18 protein-coding genes are annotated in these 21,104 nt (G+C 56.0%); 9 read left to right on the forward strand and 9 right to left on the reverse strand.

The genetic code is table 11. The annotated features are described in order from the left end of the window. Positions 1 to 721 (forward strand): CpsD/CapB family tyrosine-protein kinase (locus R1W01_RS17605; protein WP_317275392.1); only part of this gene is annotated, 721 nt, incomplete at its 5' end. A gap of 214 nt (positions 722 to 935) precedes the next feature. Here R1W01_RS17605 and R1W01_RS17610 read toward each other — a convergent pair. Then, the gene (locus R1W01_RS17610; protein WP_317275393.1) at positions 936 to 2,264 is read right to left on the reverse strand and encodes a surface lipoprotein assembly modifier; all 1,329 of its coding nucleotides are present in this window, start codon (positions 2,262 to 2,264) and stop codon (positions 936 to 938) included. A 35-nt stretch (positions 2,265 to 2,299) separates the two neighbouring features. Beyond that, positions 2,300 to 2,962: a hypothetical protein gene (locus R1W01_RS17615; protein ID WP_317275394.1), complete on the reverse strand. Its 663-nt coding sequence runs from the start codon at positions 2,960 to 2,962 to the stop codon at positions 2,300 to 2,302. 202 nt (positions 2,963 to 3,164) lie between these two features. Here R1W01_RS17615 and R1W01_RS17620 point away from each other — a divergent pair, with 202 nt between their 5' ends. Then, entirely contained in the window at positions 3,165 to 5,342 is a 2,178-nt protein-coding gene (locus R1W01_RS17620) for an ATP-binding protein (protein ID WP_317275395.1), read from the forward strand. Positions 5,343 to 5,370: 28 nt separating this feature from the next. Beyond that, on the forward strand, positions 5,371 to 5,988 hold the full coding sequence (locus tag R1W01_RS17625; protein WP_317275396.1) for a response regulator transcription factor: 618 nt from the start codon (positions 5,371 to 5,373) through the stop codon (positions 5,986 to 5,988). Between the two features lie 539 nt (positions 5,989 to 6,527). Here the strand turns inward: R1W01_RS17625 and R1W01_RS17635 are convergent. The 4 genes from R1W01_RS17635 to R1W01_RS17650 form a co-directional block, all read right to left on the reverse strand. After that, a complete protein-coding gene (locus tag R1W01_RS17635; protein WP_317275397.1) occupies positions 6,528 to 8,489 on the reverse strand; it encodes a hypothetical protein in 1,962 nt (653 codons plus the stop codon). Beyond that, complete coding sequence (locus R1W01_RS17640) at positions 8,476 to 9,957, reverse strand: hypothetical protein (protein ID WP_317275398.1); 1,482 nt, start codon at positions 9,955 to 9,957, stop codon at positions 8,476 to 8,478. The genes R1W01_RS17635 and R1W01_RS17640 overlap by 14 nt, the downstream gene beginning before the upstream one ends. Beyond that, positions 9,954 to 11,855, reverse strand: coding sequence for a hypothetical protein (locus tag R1W01_RS17645; RefSeq protein WP_317275399.1), 1,902 nt, complete (start codon positions 11,853 to 11,855; stop codon positions 9,954 to 9,956). The genes R1W01_RS17640 and R1W01_RS17645 overlap by 4 nt, the downstream gene beginning before the upstream one ends. Positions 11,856 to 11,961: 106 nt before the next feature. Continuing rightward, entirely contained in the window at positions 11,962 to 12,522 is a 561-nt protein-coding gene (locus R1W01_RS17650) for a hypothetical protein (protein ID WP_243614605.1), read from the reverse strand. A gap of 196 nt (positions 12,523 to 12,718) precedes the next feature. On the opposite strand from R1W01_RS17650, the gene R1W01_RS17655 reads away from it, so the two are divergent. After that, on the forward strand, positions 12,719 to 13,192 hold the full coding sequence (locus R1W01_RS17655) for a MarR family winged helix-turn-helix transcriptional regulator (protein WP_317275400.1): 474 nt from the start codon (positions 12,719 to 12,721) through the stop codon (positions 13,190 to 13,192). Positions 13,193 to 13,563: 371 nt separating this feature from the next. Here the strand turns inward: R1W01_RS17655 and R1W01_RS17660 are convergent, their stop codons facing one another. Continuing rightward, the gene (locus R1W01_RS17660) at positions 13,564 to 14,547 is read right to left on the reverse strand and encodes a tyrosine-type recombinase/integrase (RefSeq protein ID WP_317275401.1); all 984 of its coding nucleotides are present in this window, start codon (positions 14,545 to 14,547) and stop codon (positions 13,564 to 13,566) included. An 83-nt stretch (positions 14,548 to 14,630) separates the two neighbouring features. On the opposite strand from R1W01_RS17660, the gene R1W01_RS17665 reads away from it, so the two are divergent. Then, the gene (locus R1W01_RS17665) at positions 14,631 to 14,789 is read left to right on the forward strand and encodes a hypothetical protein (RefSeq protein WP_243614608.1); all 159 of its coding nucleotides are present in this window, start codon (positions 14,631 to 14,633) and stop codon (positions 14,787 to 14,789) included. Positions 14,790 to 14,964: 175 nt separating this feature from the next. Here the strand turns inward: R1W01_RS17665 and R1W01_RS17670 are convergent, their stop codons facing one another. Together R1W01_RS17670 and R1W01_RS17675 are read right to left on the reverse strand one after the other, a co-directional pair. Further along, on the reverse strand, positions 14,965 to 15,339 hold the full coding sequence (locus R1W01_RS17670) for a GFA family protein (RefSeq protein WP_317275416.1): 375 nt from the start codon (positions 15,337 to 15,339) through the stop codon (positions 14,965 to 14,967). A 10-nt stretch (positions 15,340 to 15,349) separates the two neighbouring features. Then, positions 15,350 to 16,503, reverse strand: a protein-coding gene (locus tag R1W01_RS17675) for an IS3 family transposase (protein ID WP_411028175.1) whose coding sequence is annotated in 2 segments (ribosomal slippage) — positions 15,350 to 16,251 and positions 16,251 to 16,503 — 1,155 coding nt in all. Because the reading frame shifts where the segments join, the coding sequence is not laid out codon by codon here. 614 nt (positions 16,504 to 17,117) lie between these two features. Here R1W01_RS17675 and R1W01_RS17680 point away from each other — a divergent pair. The 4 genes from R1W01_RS17680 to R1W01_RS17695 all read left to right on the forward strand — a co-directional run bounded on the left by R1W01_RS17680 (position 17,118) and on the right by R1W01_RS17695 (position 21,097). After that, positions 17,118 to 18,014: a DMT family transporter gene (locus R1W01_RS17680; protein WP_317275403.1), complete on the forward strand. Its 897-nt coding sequence runs from the start codon at positions 17,118 to 17,120 to the stop codon at positions 18,012 to 18,014. Positions 18,015 to 18,350: 336 nt separating this feature from the next. Further along, positions 18,351 to 19,340, forward strand: coding sequence for a TRAP transporter substrate-binding protein (locus R1W01_RS17685; protein WP_317275404.1), 990 nt, complete (start codon positions 18,351 to 18,353; stop codon positions 19,338 to 19,340). Beyond that, positions 19,341 to 19,847, forward strand: a complete 507-nt coding sequence (locus R1W01_RS17690) for a TRAP transporter small permease (protein WP_317275405.1) — start codon at positions 19,341 to 19,343, stop codon at positions 19,845 to 19,847. Next, the gene (locus tag R1W01_RS17695; protein WP_317275406.1) at positions 19,844 to 21,097 is read left to right on the forward strand and encodes a TRAP transporter large permease; all 1,254 of its coding nucleotides are present in this window, start codon (positions 19,844 to 19,846) and stop codon (positions 21,095 to 21,097) included. Before R1W01_RS17690 ends, R1W01_RS17695 begins: the two co-directional genes overlap by 4 nt. Positions 21,098 to 21,104 lie beyond the last annotated feature (7 nt).

Here is a 21,104-nt window from a genome sequence, read left to right on the forward strand (position 1 = left end):
CGAAGGCGCAGGGAGCAAAAACAAGGCTTGGCCAATCCTGGCGGTGACGAGCCCGGTAGACCTTGCCGTTGAGGCATTTCGGAGCCTGCGTACCAGTCTTCATTTCGGGATGCTGGATGCCCAATCCAAGTCGGTTTTGATCACGAGCACTGCGCCTGAGGCTGGGAAGTCCTTTACCTCCGTCAACCTCGCCGTTGTCGCGGCACAGTCGGGTAAGAAAGTCTGTTTGATTGATGCTGACCTGCGGCGCGGGCAGCTTCGCAAGTATTTTAACTTGAAGAAGGATACGGTTGGCCTCGCGGATTACCTATCGGACAAGCGCCCTTTAGAAGGTGTCGTGCAACCGACCGATATCGAAGGACTGGAGTTCATTCCAAGCGGTCTTTACCCGCCGAACCCGTCCGAACTGCTTATGCGCCCAACAGTCAAAGCGATGATGGAGGAGTTGGACAAGTATTATGATCTAATCATCTTCGATTGCCCGCCGGTGCTCGCGGTGACGGACCCAGTGATTCTTGGGCGCGAAGCAGGGGCCATTCTGGCTGTGATCCGCTTTGGTCAAACGCCTGAAGGAGAAGTCGAAGCTCTGAAGCAAGCCTTTGAAGTGGCAGGGCTTCAGGTCAGCGGGGCAATTTTGAACGCCTTTGATCCCAAGAAATCGAAGAGTGGTCAGTATTACTACTACAATTATAGGTATAGTTACGCGAACCGGAAGGAATGAGGCGTCGCAGTAACACAGCAGAGCCTCTACAACACGACATCGCCGAGGGGGATTACCCCTCGGGTGTCCGTCGTCAGACATGGGGAGGGAGGTGAGGGTCGTAGTCGTCGCACCAGATCCCTATCGAGGCTCGAGTATGGCGCAGGTTGGCAAAGAGGTGTCCGATCAGTCATTCGACTTTCAAACGACTATTGCTCTCTGCGCTGCCGCCCCCTCAGAAGCTGCGAGAAAAGCCGAGCGATATATATTGGTTATCGAAGCGGGCGATGGGAATATTGGAATTGGATTGCTCAACCCCAAGCTTGATGACAGGGACAAAGGGGCCGATGCGCCAATCGCGGTGAAACAGGCTGGCGTCGATGCGCAGAGAATCGTCCCGGCGTTTGACACCAAAAATGTGATGGGCGCCCTTGCGGTTTTCCCTGCCCTTGGTGACGCTCAGGGAAGAGACGATGCCGCCCTTGAAAGCATATGTCGCGCCGAGGGTCAGGGATGCGCGATGCCCGCTCTCCTGCGCCCAGTTGGCATTGGTTTGTTCGATAAAACCACTGAGCGAGAGGCGCAATTGTGGTGAGACCATGTGATTGTAGCTGAGCGCGGCGAGATTTCGCCGGCCATCAGCGGCAGTGAAACTCTCATGCGCGAGGCGGTAAGTTTCGAGCTTGGCGCGGAACGTGCCTTTCCGGCTGATCTGTTGGCTGAACTGGGCATAGAGGCCGGTTTGGTCGGAATAGGTCTTGTCAGCCAAAGTTCGGATGGCGAGGCGCAGGCCGAACTCGGCTTGGCGCTGGCGGTCGCCATAGTGCCGCAGGCCGAGATCAAGCTGGACCCGGTTGTCGCGATAGGTCTTATCGTCGCTGATCTTAGAGTCGAGTGACAGGGCGAGGCGCAGGCGCGTGTCGCGGGTTAGGTGGGGCAGGTATTCCAGGCCGGTTTCGATATGCAGGCGGACCTTGGGTTCAGCCTTTTGGGTGGGGTGGTAAGTAAAGGGGATACCGTTGATGACGATTTCCTGTGTCCCCGCGACTTTGCCGAGATTGGTTTCTGGGGTAATACCGAACCGAAGATAACCACTCCAGGTCTTGGCCTGGCCTAGAGCTTGGAGGCGTTGGTTGACGACATCCCGCTCTTTGGCAGCCAGCGTGGCACCGCGCAGTTTTTCCAGATGATGGCGCGCACGGTCGTTTTCACCGATTGCTTCGAGCGCCACGGTCAGACCCATCCGATAGCGTTTTTCATCCGGGCGGGCCGAGACCAGATGCTCAAGACAGGGTAGGGCCTCGCGGGGTTTTTTGGCGTTGAGCAGGCTGGCCGCCATTTTCTCAAGCTGTGACAGGGGCAGTGATTGCGCCACTGCAGTCCTGCACGTGTTTTGGTAGGCGAAAGCAGACTGTGGCGAGAAAAACGTGCCGGACAGGGCTAGAAAGAATAGCACCGCAACCGAGGGGGCGGACCTACCCCGATTGCGTTGCCAGAAACGGTGCGAGGCCCGCTTAGAAAATCTGACGCCAATAAAATTGCATGGCTGTTGCAAGACCTTCATGCGTCGGACCCCACTGTCGGGCGGAGCCCGAAACCTCATTGCCGTTCGAGATAGAATGTGCCGCCACCGGCGATGAACACGGGCGTATTCGCGTTATCGATTGTCATGGCCGCTGCGCCATGGGCACCGGACCCGTTGGTGCCGACGAAGGTGCCGAGGAGGGAGAGTTCGGTATCGGAGCTTTCGCCAGTCTCATCGTCGGTCAGGGTGCCGCGCATCCCTGCGCTCAGATTGGTGAGCCAGATGCTGCCACCGGTGGGCAGCGCCTGTTCGCTTGGGGCCGTGATATTGGGTAGGTTTGAGTTCGCGGTATCGAGCGTTCCAGAGAGGCTCACGTCCTGATTGTTGACCGTGCCGCGGAAGTTCGTCGCCGTACCAGACACCGTCCCTTCGACCGGACCACCAAAAGCCACATTCAAGTCTATATCGCCCACGATATGGCCTTCGGCCTGTCCACCGACCTGATCGAGGACTTCAACCTTGACCTGGCCCTGGTAGTTGGCATTGCCCGTCAGCTGGGTCGTCGTGGCCAGCGTATTTGCCATGGCGTCATAGGCGGTGTCGTAGTCTTCAAGCGGTTTGGGATCGCCACCACCACCACCACCACCGCCGGCACCGCCGCCATTACCGAGGCAGCCGGAAAGGGCGGTAGTGAGGAGGAGGAGGCCTGACAGGTGAGCCAATGATTTCAATTGCATGGTTTTCTCTTTCTAAAAGCAAAGGCCTGAGCTTGTGCCCGCATGGCGAGCACCCGTTCAGACCAGTTATTTCCGACCGCAGAGACAAATATGTTTGGCCGATAGAGAAAAAATACTAACAATTGGCGTGACCCCGCACCCCCCTGAACGGGGGGACGGCATCGCTATTCTGACACACTATATTCTCGCGGGGGACTGTTTCATGAAGGCTTTTTCGCTTCCCATACCGATGTTGCTTTTTGCGACCCTTTTCGCGCTTGCATCGGCGCTTCTTACCCTCTGGGTATCTCTCTCGCAGCCATGGATGGGGCTTGACCTTGCGCCGGACGGGCCGACAAATCGCATTGAGGTCAGGGCGAACGCATCGTTTGCAGATGGTGAGATAATCCCGCGCGGGGCGTGGATTGTCGCAATTAAGGGAAGCGGTAGGGAAACGGCGATACCGCTGGAGGCGGTTGACCTCGTGGAAGAGCCTGACACCATCGCGACCTATGAAGCGCTGGAGGTGTTTCGCGACAAGCAACAGTGCCTGTCAGAGCTTCTGCACGGTGACAGCGTTGTCTTGCGCGTTGTTGAGCAGGGGGGCTACGTTTTTGAAAGCAGGATTGTGCCTGAGCCCAATCGCCCGCTATCAGAACTGCCTGTTGTGTTCTGGATTCAGGTCGTGGTGGGCGTCTGCGGGTTTATCGGGGGAGCCTGGGTGTTCAGCTTGCGACGGGGTGATTTGCCGGCCTTCTGGCTTTTCGTGGCCGGGTTTGGGCTGATGATCTCCGCCCATGCCGCAGCGATATATTCGACCCGCGAGTTGGCCCTGCCGAGGGTGATCTATCAATGGGCCGGGCCGCTCAATTCTGGAGGCGCGATGCTTTTCGGGATCGGGATGCTTGGACTGTTCCTGTGCTACCCCAAGAAACTGGTGGCGGGGCGCTTCACTTTCTTGCCGACCCTCGTGTTCCTGCCTTGGGTGGCGCTGCATGTGATGGGGCTATTCCCGTCGCAATCCTATGGAGCGCAATTGGCGATTATTGTGGCGTTGGTGTCCATTCTAGTGTGTGTTCTCATTCAATACCTGAAGACAGAAAACGATCCACTATCGCGTGCTTCGCTGCGTTGGTTTGGTCTTTCGGTGCTGATTGGTGCAGGGGCGTTTGTAATCACGGTTTCGGTGCCGACCTTGATCGGGGTCAAGCCGGCGTTACAGCAGGGCCATGCCTTTATTTTCTTCCTGTTGATCTATGCCGGGCTTGCTCTGGGGGTGGCGCGGTATCGACTATTCAACTTGCAGAGTTGGTCATTCAGAATTCTGTTTTACATGGTTGGGGTCTGTGTTCTGCTGTTGATTGATGCGCTTTTCGTCTATGGGCTGGCGTTGGATCGGGCACCTGCGCTTGGGCTAGCGCTATTGATAGTTTCGTTCTTATATATCCCGTTGCGTGACACTCTGGGACGGCTTGTCCTGCACAAACGGCGCAGCACGTCTCAATTGTTGGGGCGCGAACTTGTCGATGTGGCACTCACGCCGACCGCGGAGGCGCAGATGGCGCGCTGGCAGGAGGCGCTGCGTGCGGTTTTTGCGCCTATGGGGATTGAGCCCCTTGAGGATGCCGCGCCCGCTGAGCCGCAATTGCGAGACGAAGGAACGGCCCTCGATATCCCGGCGATTGCGCCGCTTGCGGCGCTTCGGCTGACTTGGAAAGAGGGGGGCAAGACGCTGTTCTCGCGCGAAGATGAGGCCTATGCAGCGGATCTCTGTCAGATGCTTGAACATACCATCGCGAGCCGCAACGCCTTTGAAACAGGGGTATTGGAAGAACGCGCGCGAATTTCCCGCGACATGCATGACAATATCGGGGTGCGGTTGCTCGGTGCGCTGCATAGCCAGGATGACGGGCGCAAGAACGGACTGATCCGCGAGGCGCTCAAGGATTTGCGCGATATCGTGTCAGACCGCAACAACCCCGATCGGTCGATGGGAGAGATGTTGGCGGACCTGCGCCATGAGATCACTGGTCATTTCCATGATGTCGGCATCGAGGTGGCATGGCACATCGAACAAGAGGACTTGCCTTCGCTCGCGGCGCGGTCAGCCAACGAATTGGGAGCACTGCTTAGGGAAGCAGCCAACAATATCTTGAAACATGCGAAAGCGTCGGAGGTTTTTGTGCGGATCTGTGGCGATAATGAATTTGTAGTCGTGACGGTCGAGGATAACGGGATTGGCATAAGGCCAAAGCAGGGCTCAAAGGGTAATGGACTACGCAATATGAAAGAGCGTGCGCAGAGTTGTGGCGGACGGTTTGAGCTTGTGTCGCCGCGACCGGGGACTGACGATGGCACGCGCTTGGTCTTTTCCCTGCCGCGCAGCAACGTCGCACAATGAGAGGGTCGCGATGAGATTAGGGTTCATATTGGAAGACGTCCCGGAAACCCGGCAGTGGTTGACTGTGCTTTTGCAGGATGCGTTCGAAGGGATCAGCGTCCAGACTGCTGGTACAGTACGCGAAGGGACGCAGCTCGTGCAGGGGACTGTATTTGATGTTGCGCTCATCGACCTGTCTCTGCCGGATGGTAATGGCCTTGATGTGTTGCGAAGTTTTCGCAAGGCCTCGCCCGAAGGGGCAGCGATCGTCACCACCGTGATGTCAGATGATGGCTATATCGTCTCCGCGCTTGCGGCGGGAGCCGATGGGTATTTATTGAAGGAACAGCCTTACGAGATGCTTGTTCGCCAACTTCGGGAACTGTCATCAGGAATCCCGGCGCTTTCGCCCTCTGTTGCAAGACGCATCATGAGCCATTTTCGCCTGACTGGACCGATTGAAAGTGAAGAAGGCGACCTGACCAAGCGAGAGACTGAGGTGCTAGCCCTGATTGCACGAGGGTTGCGCAATTCTGAGGCGGCTGCGGTGTTGGGCATTTCGGAGAACACTGTTTCGGGCTACATCAAGACAATCTATCGCAAGCTTGGGATTTCCAGCCGTGCCGAGGCATCCTGGCACGCCAGCAGGATGGGACTCAACAGCTGACAAAATGGATCTTGATCCTCTCGCGGAGCTCGAATAGTGCGCCGCTGGTGGGCTTTGGCGCATAGAACCTTGCGCAATTGCCACGCAATAGCGTTTTGAGCGAGGCTCAGGACTTTGGAAGCTGAGTCGCCTCTACTCTTTGATGATCTTGCCGTGCCAATTGATCAAACAGACTGCGGTCTTCCTACGCGATACATCCATTCCAACAAACAACCTCACTCGGTCATTCTCTATTTGGGTTCAGTACGGGAATGGCGGCAGCGCGGTGCCGATTTGACAAGTGGCAACAGCGGCGCGAGGTCCAAGCCCTCCTTACGGCGTCTCATGACCAGAAGATGATTGTTGCGGTGAGCGCGATGAAGGACCGGAAGACGGTTGGGAACCAATCATAGGGTGTTACGTCCCGTCGCCAGTCTTCGAGAAGACCCCCCTCTCAGCAAGCAGTCAATCGGTCCGAGGCGAGTTGTTCATCAAAGCGGCAGCCTCTGTGTAGCTGATTTCTTAGCCCGCTGTAAAAAAGTTAAGAATTCCGGAAAAAATTACCGTATCAATCCAATCGGCGGTGGCATTAAGCCGGAGACATCCACCTCAGGAATTTCGCGCAGCCCATCAAATTCTGCGACGTGCTTTGCCATGGTCTTCGCGAGATCTGCACGGCCATGAGGCGGATTGGCGATCTTTGAGCGAAGGTCGCGATCAAGTTGCTGTGCCCAGTCCAGAGAAACCAACCGGGGGGAAGGGTCTGGGCTCCACGCCAGTAATTTCGGGATGGGGTTTGCTTTCATTGTCATCCCTGTGCCGACAACGATTTCTTGAAGAACACGCCACTCTGAAGTCCATGGCAATGTCAGGTAGTTCTTAATCTGCATGATACTCTTGCTATAAGTTTTGCCTTTCGCTGCAGAGCAAGGCCACTCAAAAGAGGCGATATCTACAGCACGAACATCTTCCAAAGATGCGTTCTCATCGAACCCTAGATGCTCTGCCAAAACACCAGCTGCCAGCTTCAGGCTGCGATATGTGGTTGGGGCCGCTCCCATCGTGGCGACGACCGTTTCAAGCTCCCGCTCCAAATTTTCTGGTAAGCCACCGTGTCGCTGTCGGCGGTGCCATAATGGCTGCAGATGTTCAAAGCCTGAAATTTTACGGAGATCATGTACGCCTTTGTACACGTGAGACAAACAGTCATAAGGGCAACTATCCCGCAACTCCTCCAACCACTTCTGTGTGATATCTTCTGGCGCAGTTTGCTTCTTGATAGCCTCTCTGCGAATAACCCAAAGATGCTCATATTCGTCAGTGATCAGAGCTGTTTTGGTGATCTTGATATATAATTCATCCCACGCAACGACGACAGGATCTTTTGGACGCGGCGGTAGCTTTGCAGCGGGAAATGAGCGCCGAATGCCTATCGGGACAGTAGGCAACAATTCAGCCGGGAGAACGCCTCGCAGGGCGTCCAGTTGTTCGCAACCAAGACGACATTGCGTTGGTGTGGATCGGGACCCACGACTTTTGTGATACTCAATGACTGTTTGTACCCAGTCTGCGGAGATCTCGGATGGCATCAAACCAGCCGCACTGGCCGGCATGGAGATGTTGAATAACGCATTTGTCTGGAACCCGGCAGATCGGGCCATTTTGCGGAGATCTGACCATGCCTGCTGAACTTCTGTGAGCCGGTAATCGCGACCTCCAATGCAATGCATGACGTCATTGATGTAGACGCGTAGCGTTTTCGTTTTGACGGGAGGAATGCCAACATCTGAGGGATCCGGCAAATTCACGACGGCCTTGCGCATGTCATCAAGGGTATCACTCACGCTATCCAGAAGCCCTCCGGCGGCAGCGAGACGATGTACATAGTCAAAGGCATTGAGAGACTTCTTGCATTTGATCATGCTGCGCGCCGAAGCGATTTCAGGCGCCATCGTTATAAAGCGGCGATGATCACGCAAATTCGGTAGGGCAGCTGGCATCAACTCCGGCAAAAGCCCGGTACGCTCGACCAAGTCACCGTCATACAGCTGGCGGAATGCGTTCAATGCCCCACGAAAACGAATTCTCTTTGCTCCTCTGAGCGGTGCATAAGCATTTCTAATGATCTCATCATCCACGTGCCACGGCTCTGTTTTCGAGGGAAGAAATCTTGGCAGGTCATGTAAACTCGCCATTGTCCGGTTGAAACATAGACGTGCAGCGCGTCTCAACGAAGTCCAGGGATCACCGTCCGTGTTACAGGGATCAGCCAGCATCTGCGCATCCAGAATAGCTCTGCGCCAAGCCTTATAGTGTGTCGCGCCGTTCCAATGGCCGCGAAGATCGTCCTTGTCAGGCGGATATGTTTTGGCGAAATCAGGTGCGGCGAGATTGAGCGCCTCAACAGGTACCCCTTCTTTCTTTGCCAGGAATTCAATCGCGACCATCGTAGTGAAGCGCGTTTCGTCTCTTTCTGATAACGCATTACCGGTCAGTTGGGCGTAGATTTCAGAGATCTGCATTGCGGTTCTCCTGTCGGTCTGTGAACGCGCGGATTTGGCGGATGAGATCATCGGACATGAGAGCTTCCCGCCGTTCGCTGGCTGCAGCCTGTACGCACTGAACCGCCACCTGGCGTATGCGTTTCGCCTGGTATTTTTCCGCGGTTGCCGCTGATGTTTGTTGAGCCATGACCATAGCGTCGCGCGTGCCCGTTTCGCCGCGGTGAATAGCTTGATCCGTGTGAAGCATTGTCCGTGTCGTCGTAAACGAGGTCCCGGAAAAAGTCTTGAACAGGCGGGGAATATAGGTCGGGCTGGTGTATTTTCCTCGGTCTCGCACAAAAAGAGGACCGCCTTGCTCCATGGCAAGGTCCCTCATGTCAGACAGATGGCGCGCATTGTGATCACCTTGTACCACCACGTCGATATATCGTGCGAACTCGGGTTCCAGAGCGACTACGAGATGGTCGGTGTTGTGCGCTTTCGTCTTGTTGATCGCAGTATCGATCACCCAGGTGCCGGCCTCCCAATACAGCGTCTCCCCGAAAATCAAACGGGCATCCGCGTTGCGCAGGGGCACAATGCTGTAAAGACCGAGAATTGCGCCCGCATTGCGCAAAAGATGACGACGCGACGGACGTGGTTCAGAGGCGGCCCGCAACAGGAGCGCATCCGCTTTGTCTAACAGACTCAAAGTCGTGTTGCCTGTGTCGAGCAAAGCCTGAAACTTCAGCGCATCCTGCCCCTTTTCGTAGAGGGAGTATCGGGTCAAACGTTTGCTGAGATACCTTGTGTCCTCTTCAGAGGTGAGCCCGCTGTACCGTGCAAAGCGATAAAGTTCTTCAGCGGTGGCGCGCATTGTCGCCCAGCGGATGCCGTGTGGCTTTTGATGCAGTCGCGCTTCAAGATCCGCGAGATACAGGTTGATGGCGTTTTCCGAAATGGCCGGCTCAAATCCTGCTTCACGGGCCGACCATGTGAACTGACACAGCTTTTCACACATGCGGTGCAGGATATCGCGGGCAGGAGCGGCGGCTTTCTTTCCAGGGAACCCGTACGCAGCACGACGCAACACGTCTTGCCAATCATCAGGCAGTTCCCACGGATGCACCGAGACTTTCCGAGACCGGGCGTTTGGATTGTATCGGCAGGGATCCCAATCAACGGACCGGTCTGCAGATACAGGGGCAGGCTCCAGATCTGGCTTTGGAAGCAGCGCGGTTGCGGCATCAACACTGGGTAGCTCGGATGGCAGAATGGTTTCGAAGGCCACGCACAGATGAGAGAGCCAAATGTCCGGCGCATCCGCAGCGCAGTTACGTGCCCAGCGGGCATAGTCGGAGGCGACCGGCTGTTTTGTTCGGGAGGCGATTGCTTGTTGCCAAACTTGATCCGCTGCCATCAAAGCGGGCAAGGGGAGATCATGAATCTCTTCGATGTGCAGAAATTGTTGCCAGGCCGGTTTGGAAAGAATGTGATATCGGTTCATGAGGCTTCACTTCGCGCCTGCAGGATTTTGGCACGGCGAAGTGCCGTGTCCTTCTGCACATTCAGCACCGACTGTTTGGCGTTGATCCAGGCATAATTGCGCTGCACGACAGAGACTGTATCCCCAAGGATTTTGGCCAGGTCCTCCATCGATCGGCGGCCTTCGTTGATGTCGATCGAACAATATCCGTGGCGATAATTGTGGGAATTCATTGGCAGGCCGATTGCACCGGAAGCTTCTGCAAGCCAGATGTAAAAAGTACGCGCAACGAACCCATCGTTTGGGGTGATGGCCTTCTCAAGTGGTGGAAAAAGCGCGTGTGTTTTGTCCGCCTCAGGGAACAATGGCCGGATTTCTCTCAAGTAGAAAGTGATGATCTCGACAGCATGGTCTCCGGTGCCGCGTTTCTCGATCGTGATCGGCTCGAGTTCTTCGCCACGTTCAGAGAGAAACCGTCCGTTTTTCAGCTCCTCATTCGGAAACTTGATGATCACATGGGGGGAACGCCCTCTAAGATGCAGATGCATCGTTTTCTTGGGACCGCTGTGCCGGAGTGAGAGCATGTTTTGCCGCCGAAATGGCGCGCCCTCCAGGGCGATGGCTGCGTAGGCGGCCATCATACCGAACATTCGCGCCTGCCGGAGCGCCGCTTTGGCGGAGGAGCGCTCTTTGGTCGGCAGGGTGGCCAACACGGTCGGCTTTGAAAGGGTCTTCAAATCCAAGCCATGTTGTTTTGCGGTGGCGAGGACTTCGAGAGCACGACGGTAATATTCGAGGTGCTGAATCTGAAAGAGGGCAGTTTTTCGGGGATCACGCAGGAGAGATTGGCACCATTTCTTGACCTTCGGACTCATGGTTTTACTCGCAGATCTACCCTCGACCAAATATGGAAGGACTTTCGTCAGCCCTCTGACATAGGTGCCGGCATCGGGCAGTCCATTTCGATGCAAAAGACTAACGATGTCTGCGGCATAACCAGCGAGTGTTCGCGTCTTAAGGTCAGCATTTCTGCCCCAGGCAGCCAAGACGCAGTCGATATAATTTTCGGAGAACAGATGCTTCAGATCGACCTCGTTTGAGAGGTTCGGGAACAACTCAAGCAGGGTCTGGATATAGAGTGAGGTCGCGGCACTGTACGTTGCCCGCGTCGAGGCAGAAAGCGCTGCGGCCATATGTGCGTGGCGCGGATCATCAACTTGCTCTCGAGCGGCGACCTCGACCCAATTACTGATGGTGTTCTGAAGTGGCTCAGGGAGAGTCGAGATGCGGCCAGCGGGTTTCACGGTCGGGGTCACGGGGTAGGGGGGTAAGAACGGGCGTAAACGTTCAATGTCGCGCAGTCCATCAAAAGCTTTCAGGCCGTTTCGCAGTCTCTTGCGCTCCGCCACCGGGGCAGACGACAGCCAAGTCTCGGCCCGGTCCAACGTCAAACCCGAGGGGGAGATATCGCCAGTCCGGCAGCAGTCGACCAAAGTGGTCAGCGCAATGCGATTTTGCTTTCGGAGGAAACCGGCGGCAACCAGAAGGTCCACGCGCCGCAACAGTTCAGCCCATTCATCGTCACGTGCCCTCCGCTCAAGCTTGGCGGCTTTTGCACCGGTAACAGCTTCAATGAGGCGGCGGCCGGCGCGTTGCTGCTGTTTATAGGTCTCTTCTGCAATTCCCGCTGCGTGGATGAGAGCCTGAAGTGCCGTCATGCCACCACGCAGCTTGGGAACAGCTTTCTCATAGTCCGACAACACTGCGGGAAAATGATCGAAATCCGGACCTTCGAAACCATGGATCGCAAAAGCAGATTTGGCTTTGCGAATATCCTGTTTTTGGCTCTTGCTACCGTGTATCTCAACATGTGCAACGGCCTCTTGCATCGTCGGAATTATCGAGGTTCTTTCAGTCATGGGCATTTCCGTAAGAGCTTGGCGTTACATGGACTTTCTGGCGTTATCGGGGAAGTGGTAACGAACATTCATGAATTTCCCTGCACCGGAAATTTAGGACCGTTCGTTACAAATGGCATTGGCGGGAGACCTCGGCGTTATCGGAGCAAATCGCTGCAAATACGTTACGAGAGGCGGTTTTCGAGGCAGTATTGGTAGCCGGAACGGCTGCTATTGCTGGCATGAATGGGATCGTATCATTCCGCAGATACGCGTCGATCTGAGCAGGAATCCAGCGCCTGCCTCTTGCAGCCGCCTGGCCGTGTCCCGTTTGGGTCAGTTCAACAGGTGCGGGGAGGGTGAGGCGCTCTTCACAAATTGCGGCATTGATCGCTGAAACGCTCAGGCCAGTGTACTCAGATACCCAGGTGGATTTTTGGAGGGGGTAGAGTAGGGTCTCCATACTCTCGGCGTTACGTACTGCGACACCGAGGATTTTTTGCATTACGTCATGAACTGAATATCGATGGTTTTTCGCATGACCGGACAACTCGCGGATATCAAATCCTGCGGTCAGGCGAGGAACCGAGTTTTTGCCAATCTGCGCCCAAGCGGCAAGTTCTGCTGTTGACATGACAGCAGATGTGCGCAGTGCGATTGGAGTAAGAGATGCGATAAAGGCGGTCATTTGCACGGCTTATTATTGATAGATTGCTACCTAAGTATCCGTGAGCTACCTGCCTTCAAGAAGTTTTTTCTGCGCCAAAACGTAGAACTGTATGGATTTTGGTCGTTTTGTTGCGTGATGTACTGATAAATAGTAGGTAGCAACCAAACTATTTCCTAAGAATGTTCCGTGATCGCGGAACAGTATAGGAGTCCAAATGTCGTCAGACTTGGAAATCCCAAAATTTGATCAGGATCACGTTCAGCGCGGGCGGGATATCTACGATCTGTGTTCAGCGATCTCGAAGGAGATTATGAAGCGGCGACAGGTCAAGCTCGGCTCGATCGGTCTTTCCGCGGGCACTGCAGGTTTTATTCGAGTTGTAGGTGATCGAGAAGATCTGACGCTGTCAGATGTTGCCAGGGCGCTTCGGGTTGAGACCGCCACTCTGAGTTCTCTGGCTGTTAGAATGGAGCGAGATCGCCTTCTCATCAGGCAGCCCTCTCCGAAAGACAAACGTGCCATGCTTCTATGTCTTACGCCGCGTGCGCGAGAGCTCGGCCAACAGGCAGAACTGATCGCAAATATGGATCTCGCTGATGTGACTTATGGATTGTCCGATTCTGAACAGAGTCAACTTGTCAGGTCTCTTCAGCATGTCCTTCAAAATTTTGATGATCTCTCCTTGTGAACCAAGACTGGTTCTCCATTTTCTCGAGGAGGTTCTTCAGACCTTTCTTAGTATCAGGCTAAGGCTGTGCTTACCCTGCATTCAGCATTGCGGACCCCATTTTGATGCGCAGCAAATGTTCGTGGACATTGCCGGGATCATGAGTTCACTTTACGTTCTTGAATATGCGAGGGGATTTCTGTAACCTCTCTGCCTCTTTGCCGCCCGCGCCCATGAACACTGCGGGCTTTTTGCGATCAGCTTTCCGCGATGTCCACGGGGGGCGCTGAGCTCTGGATCCGCGAGTGACAACGGCTGACATTGATCAAAGTTCTGGTTGTCTCGGTGCGGATTCAACCAAGCAGCATTTTAGATATCTCGCATTTTGAAGCTCAACTCTGCGCCTCCTGGAACGCTTCCGATACCTTAGCTGCTGCAGATTGTGAGGCGAGCAGTCGTCGTGCATATCGGGCAGGCATTTCAGGCGAAGTCCAGCGCCCTGCCACCATAATTGATGACAAGTCACAGCCCAGACGAAAAGCATCCTGCACACCTCCGACTCGTGTGCTGTGTGCTGATACATCGTTTCGGCCAGTACGTCGCCGGATGATCCGGGATAGTGTTGCGGGGTCCAGGGGAGTTCTTAAGCCTCCCCTCTGCGATTTCGTGAGAATTGGATGATCAGCCTTTAAGCCAGCTTCATCAATCCATGCGATTACTGCATTCGTGCCTCGACTCGATAGGAATGCAAAAGCACCCTCGCCATTTTGGTCCGTTTTGGATCGAGACACGAAGAGCAAGCTGCTACCGTCATCCTGCCGCTGTAGGTCTTCTACGCGGAAATTGCAGATTTCTGAAGCGCGGCACCAACTGTCCGTCGCGATCCAAAGAAGCGCCTTATCCCGCATCTCAATCCGTGTATTTCCTAGCCTCTCAATCGCAGCCAAGACGTCTTTCTTCCCTAGTGGTGGGGCTTGCCTTGCAGCAGATCCGTATTTTCGCTTTACGCTCTTGACTGCCAGCTCAACTAAGCGGTGCGTTGTAGGCGTTGGAAGGAAGTGGGAGCGATGAAGTTCGGCAATCCCCCAGAGCCTTGTTTCGATCGTTGTTGCCGCTAGCTTTCCCCCCATATCATCGACCCATTCCGCGATTGTAGAAGGAGAGATAGGTGGTGCCGCACTATACCCTCGTGGCGCACACCACTCAGAAAACAACCTGAGTATCATGCGGTAATTCCGTAGTGTTGCCGGAGCAAATGCCGCCTCTGAGCGGCGCCGATACTTTTCAATGATCTTCGATCTTTGGTCGTTTGGCAGTCTCGAAAGCTCGATCAGAAGTTCCGTTCGTTCGCTTTGACGATCAAATGCGTAGTTCATCCTTGTCCCTCTAAAGCTTGCAATGTTTGCATTTTGTTAACACTCATGACTGCAGGTTGGCATCGAACCACTGGAGAAGTGAGATGGATGAGAAACAGAAAGACACCCAGCGTTGCATAGACGAATTGGAAGCGGCCTTACTCGATTACATAGAGATGTATGGGCCGACCGAGAAAGCAAAACGCGCTATCGATCGTGCGGCAGCTAGGAGAGCAGTATTGGGGATCGACTTTGCGCAGTGAAGGTGAACCCAGCCCGGAACCGCCATTCACTCTCAGCGCTGACTCCACGCGCTGCTTGGCCAGACCTGCTATTCGTCCATGGCACAGCATTCTCGGAGTGCAAGTGTCTGTAGAGCAGGATGAACCCGACGGTCGCGCCTTGACGTTTGGCTGCTGTCCGATTTGCATCTTCGGTTCAACCGGGAAGCCCGTCGATCCATTCGATGGAGGCGAGGTCGTTGTCCCAGTCTGCACGACTGGCACAGTAGATATGCGCGGTGGGTCGTATATCGATCCGGCTGTCAATCGACCCTGCAGGCACGACAAGAAAACCAACCTCCGGCTGAGAAACAGGCAGCGCGGCCCCGCAGTTGGAGCAAAAGCTCTTCATATGGTGTGACCCGGAGAGCCGAAATATTTTGATGTTTTCCTCGCCTGAAACCCAGGTAATTTTGGCCGTCGAGGAAAACAGGTTTGCCGAGTGGGCCGAACCGCTGTCCTTACGGCAGCGGGCGCAGTGGCAAAGGAAAAAGCTCTCGAACTGAGCTACTCCCCATCTCTTGGACAGGATCTGGTGTAATTTAAGCTACTCGTTGCACCTGCTGATCGGGTTGGTTGATATCATTTCTCTGCCAGTAGACCAGCGCCGGAGGCTTGCCGCCGAGGGCCGAGTGAGGGCGCTGGTGGTTGTAGAAGGTCATCCATTTCCGGATGGCCGCCTTGGTCTCTGATCCTGTATCCCAGGCATGCAGGTAGACGCACTCGTATTTCAGGGTGCGCCACAGCCTCTCGATGAAGATGTTGTCCAGGAAACGGCCTTTCCCATCCATCGAGATCCGCACGCCCGACCGGCGGAGCCGATCCGTCCAAGCGAAGGACGTGAACTGAGATCCTTGATCAGTATTCATTATCTCGGGCGGGCCAGATTTGTGGATGGCCTCGTTCAGCGCCTCGACACAGAAGTCGGCCTCCAGCGTGTTCGAGATGCGCCAGGCCAAGACCTTTCGAGTGTGCCAGTCCATGATTGCGACGAGGTATAGGAAGCCGCGCCGCATGGGCAGGTAGGTGATATCCGAGCACCAAACTTGGTTCGGGCGTTCCACACGCAGCCCTTTCAGCAGGTAGGGATAGGTCTTGTGCCCTTTCGCCGGCCTGCTGGTATTGGGCTTCTGGTAGATCGGCATCAAGCCCATGAGGCGCATTAGCCGGCGTATCCGCTTCTCGTTCACAAGATGCCCCTCATTGCGCAGGTGCCAGGTCATCTGCCGGACGCCGAAGAACGGGGTCTCAAGGAACTGCTCGTCGATCTGCCGCATCAGGCCGAGGTTCTGTTCGGTCTCTCCCTTGGGCTCGTAGTAATAGGATGAGCGCGCGATCGAGAGCAGTTTGCACTGCTGACCGATGGACAGCTGGGGATGGTCAGGCTCGATCATGCCGCGCCTCACTTCCCGCCCCAGGGCTTCAGCTTTCGTTCCAAAAAAGAGTTGGCCACCGCCAGCTCCCCGATCTTGGCGTGAAGCTCCTTCACCTGCTCCTCGTCGATCTCGGGCTTCTTGCGGCCACCGCGCTCGAACACCCCGGAGGCCCCTTCCAGCAGGGCTCGCTTCCATTGATGGATCATCGTGGGATGCACCCCGAACCGGCTCGCCAGCTCGGCCGCCGTCTCCTCGCCCTTCAGGGCTTCCAGCGCGACCTTCGCCTTGAACTCAGGCGCGTGCTGTTTGCGTTTCGACATTTCTGATCTCCTTCTCGTCGAAGATCAGCAGACTGCAAATCGTAGCTTATGTCAGTGTCCGAATTTCGGGGAGTAGCTCAAACTCTCCCGATATGCGGAACGTCACAGCGCCACAAAGGCATTGTCCGGTGCTAGGGTTGTCGTCCATTCACACTCCTCTCAACCCGCAAGCCCCTGTCGCTAGTCGAACGCATTTTCATTGTCACTTATATCGTCGTGGTGGAACACGGTCAAAGGGGATACCAATCTGAACTGTAGTGTCGCGGCATGCATTGCACCCGCCTATCAGATCGACAGAAAACACCGATAGCCGCCTTGCGTGCGCCGCGTAGCTACCCTCTTTGACCGGTGTCCGAAGGTGGTCCTATCAGTGATCGCATTCGCAATATTTACCATCTACTGGAAAGGAATCCTGACCCTAAGGATGCAGTGCCGATCGACACACGGTTTCATCGTTCCGAGCATGGATTCCTCTCAGATTATCGGTCAGGCCGCGATTGGTTGCCGTCATATCCTGACATGAAAAGCGATGCGCATGAAGTCGTCCGGTGAGAGCGTATAGTCTGGTCGCCAGGATCAACGCGCTGGCGCGGGGTGCGCCGTGGGAGGGAAAGATGAGCCAGGTCGATGTAAGGATGCCGAAGTCCAGTACACAGGGCATTGTTCTAATGTGTATCGGTGTGGCCTGCCTCAGCACGAATGATGCAATCGCCAAGACGCTCACGGATAGGTATTCGCCCCTCCAGATTCTGTTCATGCGCAATGTGATCGCCCTGCCGTTCACGATCCTCATCGCGCTGATGATAGAAGGTGCCATAGCACTGCGATCGCACCGCCCCCTGGCACATCTGGTCCGTGGCGCGCTCTGGGTCGGTGCCACCATGATGTTCTTTACCAGTTTCATGTATCTTGGCCTGGCAGAGGCGACGGCGCTGATCTTCGTCGCGCCGTTCTTCATCACTCTTATCTCGGCTCTCTTTTTGGGCGAAGCGGTCGGTTGGCGCAGATGGCTGGCGGTGCTGACCGGATTTATCGGTGTGTTGATGATTATCCGACCGGGCGGCGCTACGTTTCAGCTGATTTCGATGCTGCCGGTTGCGACCGCATTCGTCTATGCCCTGTTGATGCTCAGCGCACGTTGGGTCGATCCGAGGGAAAGTGTATGGACGCTTCTCATCTATCTGACAGGTGCCGGAACACTGCTGAGCGCAGCGATCGTACCGTTCGTCTGGATGCCGATACAGGCACAGGATCTTTGGCTGTTCGGTGGCATCGCCATTTTCGGTACGATTGGCATGACGATGATGACGCAGGCCTTCCGGCTATCACCGGCAGTCCTCGTTGCGCCACTGGACTACACGGGTCTACTGTGGGCCACACTCTTCGGATGGGTGATCTGGAGCGAGAGCCTGGGTACGATGACTGTGGCCGGTGCGGCGCTCATCATCGCTAGCGGCGTTTTCACCATCCTCCGAGATAAGCGACAGGGCAGGGGGAGGAAGCACGCCTGACAATAATCCTGCCGGGAGTTCGGCTCCTGCATCGATTTTCACGCGGGCCACATTGCTTCCGGGCATGGAAATCACTGAATTGGCCCAATGGCGCGTCTTTCATGCGCAGAAACCCAACCCTGCGCCGCAAACAGCAAACACCTGCTGCCGGGCCTCTCCTAGAAAATGGTTTCGGAGGAGTGAGGGGCAAAGACGCTGTCTGGCGCAGGTACCCAGATCGGGTGATACGCGTGGTTCGGATCTGCGTTTGGGACCTCAAATCGGCAATATGGGTGAAAAGGTGATTCAGCCCAGTCCTGGTGCAGCGCTCTTCCTCAGACAATTAGGGAGGATAATATGAAGATCACGAATTACTTTGCAGTCGTTACCGGTTGCATCGTCACGATGGCCCTGGGCCAACCCGCTCTGGCTGAAATCGAAGAAGTGAACCTGCGGCTCGCGCATGTCGTTAACGAAAACGACGGGTTTCATGCCGCGGCCACTAAGTTTCAAGAATTGGTCGCTGAACGTTCCGATGGTAGAATCACGGTCGAGGTGTTCCCGAACGCGACCCTCGGTGATGAACGCACCCTTCTGGAAGGCATGCAGATCGGTACCATCGACATGGGCGTGATCACCAACGGCCCGGTGTCAAACTTTCTCGAAGATATCGCGGTTTTTGAAATGCCATTCCTGTTCCCCTCGGCCGAGAAAGCCTACGAGGTCCTCGACGGGCCGATCGGGCAGGAACTTCTGGACCGGCTGGCTGAAGTGAACCTCAAGGGTCTGGCCTATGCGGAACGCGGCTTTCGCAATCTGACGAACTCGGAACGGGCCATCAACACGCCTGCTGATCTGGAGGGCCTTAAGGTTCGGGTGATGGAAAACCCGGTCTATATCGACACCTTCCGCGAACTTGGGGCGAACGCGATCCCGATGGCCTGGACCGAGGCACTGACAGCCATGCAGCAGGGGACCATCGACGGACAGGAAAACCCCGTCGGCGTCGTTCATTCGTTCCAGCTGAATGAAACGCAGACAAACATGACAATGACCCGGCACACCTATGCCCCGGCCATTATCGTGATGAGCCTATCTGTCTGGAACGACCTCTCGGAGGAGGCCCAGGACATCGTTACCCAGGTTGCGCAGGAGGCTGCGGAATACGAACGTCAGCTGAATGCAGACCTCGAGAGCAAGCAACTGGAGGAGCTTCGGGCCGCCGGTATGACCGTGATCGACGACGCTGACCTCTCCGCGTTTTCCAAGGCGGTCGCCCCGGTTTACGACAAGTATGGCCAGCGCTTCGGCGACTACCTTCCGCGCATTCAGGACGCCCTGAAATAAATGCTGGCGGCGCTGAAATGGATGGACCGGGCGATAAGCGCGGTCCTCTCTCCCGTTGTTGTCGCGGGCATGGCTGCGCTGGCGGCGGTCATCACCTTGCAGATCGTGTCGCGGATGTTCTTCACCTCCGTTTCCTGGACCGAAGAGGTAGCCCGGTTCCTGCTGATCTGGATCACCTTCCTCGGTGCCACACTGGCCTTTCAGCAAGGGCGCCACATCGCGGTCCGCATGTTGCGAGACAGCCTTCCACCGACACTGCGGCGGATCGTGTCCGGCGCCGGGATCCTGATCGCGATTGCATTCCTCGCGACACTGACTTGGATCGGATGGACGTACATGACCCTTCAGAGTTTCCAGCGGTCGTCAGCACTGCGCATTCCGATGAACAACATCTATTTCGTGATGCCACTGGCCGGCGCTCTGATGGCTTCGCTCTCGGTCATTGACCTGATCCATCTGTGTGCCGGCGAACCCGCACGCGATGATCGAACGGAGAGTGCCGAATGACCCTCATCCTTGCAAGTCTCTTCATTCTGTTTCTGTTGATGGGCCTGCCGGTGGCGATTGCAATCGGCGCCTCGGCGACGGCTGCTCTGCAGCTGGACGGAATGCCGCTTATGGTCGTGCCACAGCAGATGTTCGCTGGTATCAACAGTTTTGCCCTCGTCGCTGTTCCGATGTTTGTCCTTGCGGGCGATATACTCGCGCATGGTGAAATCTCGAAACGTCTGATCGCCTTCGCTGATAGCATGCTCGGCTTCATCCGCGGCGGCCTGTCGGTTGTGTCGGTGATGGCCAGCGTGTTTTTCGCCGCGATCTCAGGCTCTGGCGCTGCGACCACGGCAGCCGTCGGTGCAAGCCTTGTGCCCGAGTTAAAGCGAAAGGGCTACGATCCGGCCTCGGCGGCCTCGCTCATTGCTGCCGCGGGCACGATCGGTGTCGTCATTCCTCCATCGGTGCCGATGATCATCTACGCCGTGATCGCGCAGGAGTCGGTCAAGAGCCTGTTCCTCGCCGGTTTCATTCCGGGCATCGCCATGGGGCTGGGCTTAATGATCGTGGCGGTCTTGCAGGGATACCGTCGTGCCTATCCGAGCGGGACGGAACTGTCGATGCGGACGATCCTGCGCACTTTCCGATCTGCAAGTTGGGGCCTGATGGCACCGCTGATCATTCTGGGTGGAATCTTCTCGGGCTTTTTCACACCAAGTGAGGCAGCGGTCGTCGCCGTCAACTATGCAATCCTCGTGTCGCTGTTCATCTACCGCGACCTGAGTCTCGGAGAGCTTTACCGCATCATCCTGCGGGCCGGCGCGACGACAGCAGTGATCCTATTCGTCATCGCCGCGTCGTCCGTTCTAAGCTGGACACTCGCCAGCTGGCAGGTGCCGAACGCAATTGCAGCATTTGCCCTGTCGCTGACCGACAGTATCTTTCTCCTGCTTCTGGTGGTCATGGTGCTGATCCTGCTGACCGGCGTCTTTCTTGAAACGGCAAGTGCGCTGATCATCCTGACCCCGATGCTGCTGCCGCTGGCGGTACAGCTCGGTATCGGAACGGTGCATTTCGGAATCATCATCGTGGTCGGTCTCGCCATCGGGATGGTCACTCCGCCCGTCGCGATTAACCTGTTCGTCGCGGCGTCGACAACGGATCAGTCTGTTGAACGGATCGCCCGCGCGGTGGTCCCATACTTGGCCGTGCTGATCGTGGTCTATCTGCTGATCGCCTATGTCCCTCTGTCACTGACGGGATAGCGCCGCA

This window comes from Shimia sp. FJ5 (assembly GCF_032918335.1).
Taxonomy (GTDB): Bacteria; Pseudomonadota; Alphaproteobacteria; order Rhodobacterales; family Rhodobacteraceae; genus Shimia; species Shimia aestuarii_A.